4 protein-coding genes are annotated in these 6,037 nt (G+C 73.2%); 1 reads left to right on the top strand and 3 read right to left on the bottom strand.

Annotated features, from left to right (window positions below; all coding sequences use genetic code 11):
• Positions 1-2: 2 nt before the first annotated feature.
• Entirely contained in the window at positions 3-2,798 is a 2,796-nt protein-coding gene (locus ACXAID_RS15255; RefSeq protein ID WP_475023052.1) for a helix-turn-helix transcriptional regulator, read from the bottom strand.
• A 44-nt stretch (positions 2,799-2,842) separates the two neighbouring features.
• Here ACXAID_RS15255 and ACXAID_RS15260 point away from each other — a divergent pair, with 44 nt between their 5' ends.
• Positions 2,843-3,745, top strand: coding sequence for an alpha/beta hydrolase (locus tag ACXAID_RS15260; protein ID WP_475023053.1), 903 nt, complete (start codon positions 2,843-2,845; stop codon positions 3,743-3,745).
• A gap of 3 nt (positions 3,746-3,748) precedes the next feature.
• Here ACXAID_RS15260 and ACXAID_RS15265 read toward each other — a convergent pair whose 3' ends face one another.
• Complete coding sequence (locus tag ACXAID_RS15265; protein WP_475023054.1) at positions 3,749-5,050, bottom strand: amidohydrolase family protein; 1,302 nt, start codon at positions 5,048-5,050, stop codon at positions 3,749-3,751.
• Positions 5,044-6,037: CoA transferase (locus ACXAID_RS15270; protein ID WP_475023055.1), on the bottom strand; the 994-nt coding region annotated here is incomplete at its 5' end. The genes ACXAID_RS15270 and ACXAID_RS15265, both read right to left, overlap by 7 nt.

Here is a 6,037-nt window from a genome sequence, read left to right on the forward strand (position 1 = left end):
GCTCACCGGGCGTCCCGCCCCATCACCCGCCCCAGTTCGGCGCGTGAGCGGATGCCCAACTTGCGATAGACCCGGCTGAGGTTGGCTTCCACGGTCTTCGGGCTGATGTACAACTCGGCGGCGAGCTCCCGGTTGGTCAGCCCGGAGGCCGCCAGCTCGGCGATGCGGCGTTCCGCACCGGTCAACTCGGCTCCCCGCCCCGGGCCGGCGGCGGTGCGCTCCAGTTCGGCGGTGGCCCGCGCGACCCACAGCTGCGCCCCGAGTCGCTCGAAGGTCTCCCGCGCCTGCACGAACAACTCCTCGGCGGCACGCTTGCGGCGCCGGCGGCGCTGCAGCTGCCCACACAGCAGCTGGGTGCGCGCCTGCTCGAAGGGCATCGCGAGGTCCCCGTAGAGGTTCAACGCCACGCCGGCGACGTGTTCTGCCTCGACGACCTGACCGGCGGCGGCCAGCAGCATGCTCCGGCATCTGGCTCCCAGCGCCGACTCCCAGGCCCGCCCGTGCCGGGCTGCGGCGTCCTCGACGGTCGCCACCAGCTGCTCGGCCTCGGGCAGCCGGCGCAGCGCGACCAGGGCCTCCACCAGGTCGGGCAGGTGGGCGTTGGCCGGAAAACCGGGGGCAGCACGAAATTCGGGCAATTCACCCAACATCGGCTCGATCGCCGCCACCGCCTGGGCATGGGAGCCCACCGACACCTCGAGGAAGGCCAGCAGCACCGCCGCCCGATGCGCGTACGGTGACCGGCACGACCGCGCCAACTCGATGGCCGTGCACAGATCCTGTCGGGCGTGCGCCTCGGCGCCGCGGTGCGCCGCCACCGCTCCCCGAACCGTCAGCGCGATGCTGCGCACATGGTCACCGCCCAGCCGTTCGGCGCGTTCGACGGTCTCCCGAGCGTCGAGAGCCGCCGCCGGATAGTCGCCGCGCAGGATGTTCAGCGTTGCCGCGTTCACCGACACCCACAGCATCTCGGTGTCGGCGCCCCGCACCAGCAGCCGGTCCCGTACCGCCGCCAGCCGACGGGCCGCTTCCTCGACCTCACCACTGCCGATCAGCAATTCCGCCTCGACAGCGCTGGCGCTCAACGTGACCGGCACGTCGAGAGCGGGATCCTCCAGCGCGATGGCCCGCCGCAGCCCAGCGTGATCACGGCCGCCACCGGACTCGTGGTCGACCAGCGCGTTCACCGCCAGCGCCGCGCTGATCAGCTGGCCGATTCCCCGCTCGCTGATTCCCGGCTCGCTGATCTCGGGGCCCTCGGCCTCGGCGAGCGCCGTGCGCGCACTCACGCTCGCTTGGTCGAGCCGACCGGCCCGAACCAGCATGAACGCCAGCAGCGTGCGGACGGCGGCGGTGGTGAACCGATCACCTGCCGCATCGGTGAGCGCACGCTGCAACTCGTCGACGGCGGGCGGGTAGCCCTGCGTGTGGACCAGCACCGCGGCCAGCATCGCCCGCGCCAGAGCGCGAGGTGTGCCCGGCGGTTCCCGATCGATCACCGGCCCCAACAGCTGTCCGGCAGTGGTCAGGTCGCCGGCCCGAACATGATTGTCGGCAGCTGCGATTCGGCGCTGCACAGTGTCTGCGCCAAGGCCGATCGCAAGGTCGAGCAGCTCTGCGGCCGCTGCGGGTGCGCCCCTGGCTCGCGCGGTGACCACAGCCTCGTCGAGGGCGGCGAGCGTGACCGCGTCGTCGGACGTCGCGGCCAGTGCCAGGTGGCGGGCCCGCAACTCAGGCTCGGTCACCAGTTCGGCCAGCTTGCGGTGCACCCGGCGCCGGCTCGGCACCCCGGCATCGGTGTAGACGCCGCGCGCCAACAGCGGGTGCTGGAACCGCACCCGGTGCCCGGCGACCGAGACCACCCCGGCTCCGTCGCTGCTCTCCAGCAGTTCGACGGTGCGATCGATGCTGAACCCGGTTGCCTGAGAGACCATCTCGACGGTCGGATCGGCTGCGCTCGCGGCCACCAACAGCACCTCACGGACATCCTCGCTCAAGGCGCCGATCCGCCGCCGCACCAGCTCGGCCAACGAGCGCGGCAACTCGGTGTCACTGCGCAGCGGGTTGTCCTCGAGTGCCCGGGCGAGCTCCAGCGCGTAGAAGGGGTTTCCCCCCGAGACCTCGCCGATGCGCACCATGGTTGGGCGGGGAAACGACCGGCCCAGCCGATGCGCGATCACCTCGTGCAGACCGCCGAGGCTCAGCGGGCGCAGACTCATCCGCTCGACGCGGTCCGTCGGTTCGAGGCGCAGCCACATCGAGGCGGGGTCCCGGTCAGGTTCGGGACGCTCAGTCAGCAGCAGTGCGGTCCGCCGCCGTAGCCGGCGGGCGACGAACGCCAGCACCGCCTGGCTGGAGGCGTCCAGCCACTGCAGATCGTCGACGGCGATCAGCACCGCGGCGCTGCGCTCGAGTACCCCGATGGCCGACAGCATCGCCGCGGCGAGCATCTGGAACTCGGCGCCGGGGTCGGCCTGCTCGGGCCGGCCGCCGTCGAGCAGTCGGGTGATCGCCAGGCGCTGCACCCCGGGGAGCTCGTCCAGTACGGCCGGGGCGACGTCGGCGAGCAGATCCGCCAGCGCGGACCAGGCCGGTACGGGTTCGGCCGCGCAGCACCGGGCGCTGAGCACGTGCATACCCGACTCGCGGGCATGCTGGACCCCCGCATGCCACAGGGTGCTCTTCCCGATGCCGGCTTCACCGTCGATCACCAGCGCTGCGGGGCCGGTATCCGCGGCCGCCACGAACTCGGCAAGTTCGGAGAACTCGCCGATGCGACCGACCAGGCCCTCGAACACCGAACAATCCTCACACTCGGCGTGGCGCCACGCATACTTGTCGGGTGTCCAACCCCGAATTCCATCCCGAGCTCCGGCGCAGCGCCCGCCTTGTTCCCAAACAGATCATCACCCCGGTGACCCTGCCGTTCGTCCGGGCGGCATCGCAGCTGATGTTTCGGCGCGACCCGGACGACATCGAGGCACTCACCCTGGCCTCGGGCGTGCGGGTGCGCTTGCACCGTCCGCCCCGCGCCGGCGGTCGGGGCCCCGCGCTGGTGTGGATTCACGGCGGGGGATATGTCATCGGCAGCGCCGCCCAGGACGACGTGCTGTGCCGCCGTTTCGCCCGCGAGCTCGGCGCCACGGTGGCCTCGGTGGACTACCGGCTGGCACCCGAGCACCCGTACCCGGCCGCCGTCGAGGACTGCTATTCGGCGCTGCGCTGGCTGAGCGCGCTGCCCGCGGTCGATCCGGACCGGGCGGCGGTCGGCGGGGCCAGCGCCGGGGGTGGGCTCGCTGCCGCGCTGGCGCTGCACACCCGAGATCTGGGTGAGATACCGCTGGCCGCACAGCTTCTGGTCTACCCGATGCTCGACGACCGCTCCGCGCAGCGTGACGACATCGATCATCCGGGACATCGGCTGTGGAACCAGTCGAGCAACCGTTTCGGCTGGCGCGCCTACCTCGGCGACGCCGATCCGGACCTCGCCGTGCCCGGGCGGCGCCACGACCTGGCCGGGCTGCCGCCGGCGTGGATCGGCGTCGGCACCCTGGATCTGTTCCACGACGAGGACCTCACCTATGCCGAACGCCTCCGGGAGGCCGGCGTGCCCTGCGAGGTCGAAGTCGTCGACGGCGCCTTCCACGGTTTCGACGGCATCGCGCCGAACGCCGATGTGTCGCAAGCGTTCTTCGGTAGTCAGTGCGCGATGTTGCGGACCGCCTTCGCCCCGGCCGCGGCCTGAAGCTCAGGTCCTGAGGTAGACGACCTCGCCGGCGACGATCGTCGCGGCGACCAGCCCGGCGTCCGGCTCGTCCAGCACCGCGGCCGGCGGCTCGGCGAGCACGCACAGGTCGCCGACGGTGCCCGGATGCACCCGTCGCGGTGTGGCGGGGCTGCGGTGCTCACCCAGGAACAGCGACAGCGCCGCGGTCGCCGAGATCCGCTCGGCCGGACCGAGCACCGTCCCCGACGGGCTGCGGCGCTGCACCGCAGCCCGCATGGCCGCCCACGGGTCGGCGGCCCCGAAGGGGGCGTCGGTGGACAGCGCCACCGGGACCCCGGCCCGCAGCAGTGTGGCCACCCGCCACAGTTCGGCGTGGTCCGCGGCCGGGATCTCGGCCAGATACTGGTCACCGCGCTCGGCGACGAAGTTCGGCTGGGTCACCACCGTCACCGCGGACTCGGCCAGGTCGGCGACGCTGTCGTCGGGTACCACCGCGGCGTGCTCGATGCGGTCCCCCGCCCGGCGCCCGGCACACCGCAGCGCCGCCAGCGCGACGACCAACTGCGCGGCGGTGACGCAGTGCAGCGCCACCGGCACACCGTCGCGGTGCCGACCGGCGATCCAGTCGGCGAGCCCGTCGAGGTCCAGGTCGTCGTCGTGCAGAATGCGCTTGCCCGGCGCCAGGAAGTGCACCCGCTGACGCAGTTCGCCGCGTCGGTGCGCATCGCGCAGCGAGTCGATGTCGCCGGGGTCCAGGTCCGGCGTCGCGTCGGTGACAGCGGTGACACCGTACCGGGACAACTGCGCGCTGAACTGCGTGATCTGCGGCTCGGTGCGCGCCAGCGCCGCAGACCATCCGTCGGCGCTGCGCAGCCGGCCGTCGGGGTGGTCACCGAAGCCGATCCGGCTCAACCCCAGCGAGTTCAGCGTCCACAGCACGCCGCTGCGGTGCTGAACACGCACCGGCCGCGTCGGGCACACCTCGTCGAGCACCCGGCGATCGAGAGCTCCGGCCGCCGCGTCGTGATAGCCCACCGCCCGGATCCAGCCGTCGGGGCCGACCGGCGCGGCGGCCAGGACCCGCACCAGGTCCTCCCGGCGGCGCACGGTGTCGGGGCCGACGTGCACCGAGTCCATCGCCGCCGCAGCCGCCCGGACATGCAGATGGTGGTCGTGCAATCCGGGGATGACGGCGCCGCCGGCCGCGTCGAGAACGTCCTCACCGGGCCGCGGGGTCAGTCGATCGGCCACGTCGAGGATCTGTGCCCCGACCCGGATGTCGGCGTGCGTGCCGTCCAGCAGCGCCGCCCGCTGGATCAGCATGCCGCGACGAGCCGGCGGGTGACCATGTCGTCCACCCGGTCATTGTCGGAACCGAGTGCCGCGGCCCGCCGCGGGATCGACGGTGCTGCTGCACAGGCCTTCTCATCCTCGCGCGGCAGGCCCGCGTATCCGGCGGCGACCCCGGACAGCGCCAGCGCGACCACCTCACCGCCGCCGCCGGACAGCGATCGGATCACCGCGGCGGCGGCGTGCATGCCGGTCAGCGGATCAGCGACGGCGTCACCGCAGAAGCGCGGCGCGGCGGGTGTCCCGGAGACCAGGCCGCCCGACACCGCGGCGTCGTCGCCGAAACCCACCCAGCCGGCACGCTCCGGCGCTGTTCCGTGCCCGGTCACCCGGACCCAGACCCGGCCGTCGCGGGTGGGGACGTCGTCGGGGCCCAGACCGTGCCGCTCGAGCGCACCGGGGCGGGATGACTCGATGACGACATCGGCGGCGGCCAGCAACCGGCGAAGACCGCCGGGGCAGGCGAAATCGGCTCGATAGGAGAGCTTTTCGCCGTTGATCCAGTCGAAGAAGGCCGGCGGCCCGGATCGGGTGCCGTCCGGGCGCGCGCCGGTCTCGACCTTGACCACCGCGGCACCCGCGCGGGCCAGCAGCGCACCGCACAGCGGGCCGGCCCACATCGAGGACAGGTCGGCCACCAACAGCTCCGACAGCCGCCTGGGCGGCCGCCGGTGACCGGCCCGCCTGACCACCGGGTCCGCGGGGCCCGTTTCGCCCAGCACGCCCACCGGCAGTCCGAGCAGGCGGGCGCGTTCGGCGAACTCCGCCGCCCGGCCACTGCGTACCCGCGCGCCGATCGCCGGCCACGGATCGGCGTCCACCGTATCGATCTCGAGCAGCGCCGGAACCGCCTCGACGTCGTCGGGGCGGGACAGGGTCAGCGCACACCACCCGTCGCGGGCAGCCAGCAAACGGGTCGCGCCGCCGGCGGAGATGCGCCCGGCGCCGGACAGCCCGAGC

Source organism: Mycobacterium sp. ABE4_509 (assembly GCF_056160785.1).

What these genes read in the sequence shown, in the direction of transcription:
- ACXAID_RS15265 (WP_475023054.1), bottom strand. Translation starts at nt 5,050, where the DNA reads ATGCTGATCCAGCGGGCGGCGCTGCTGGACGGCACGCACGCCGACATC.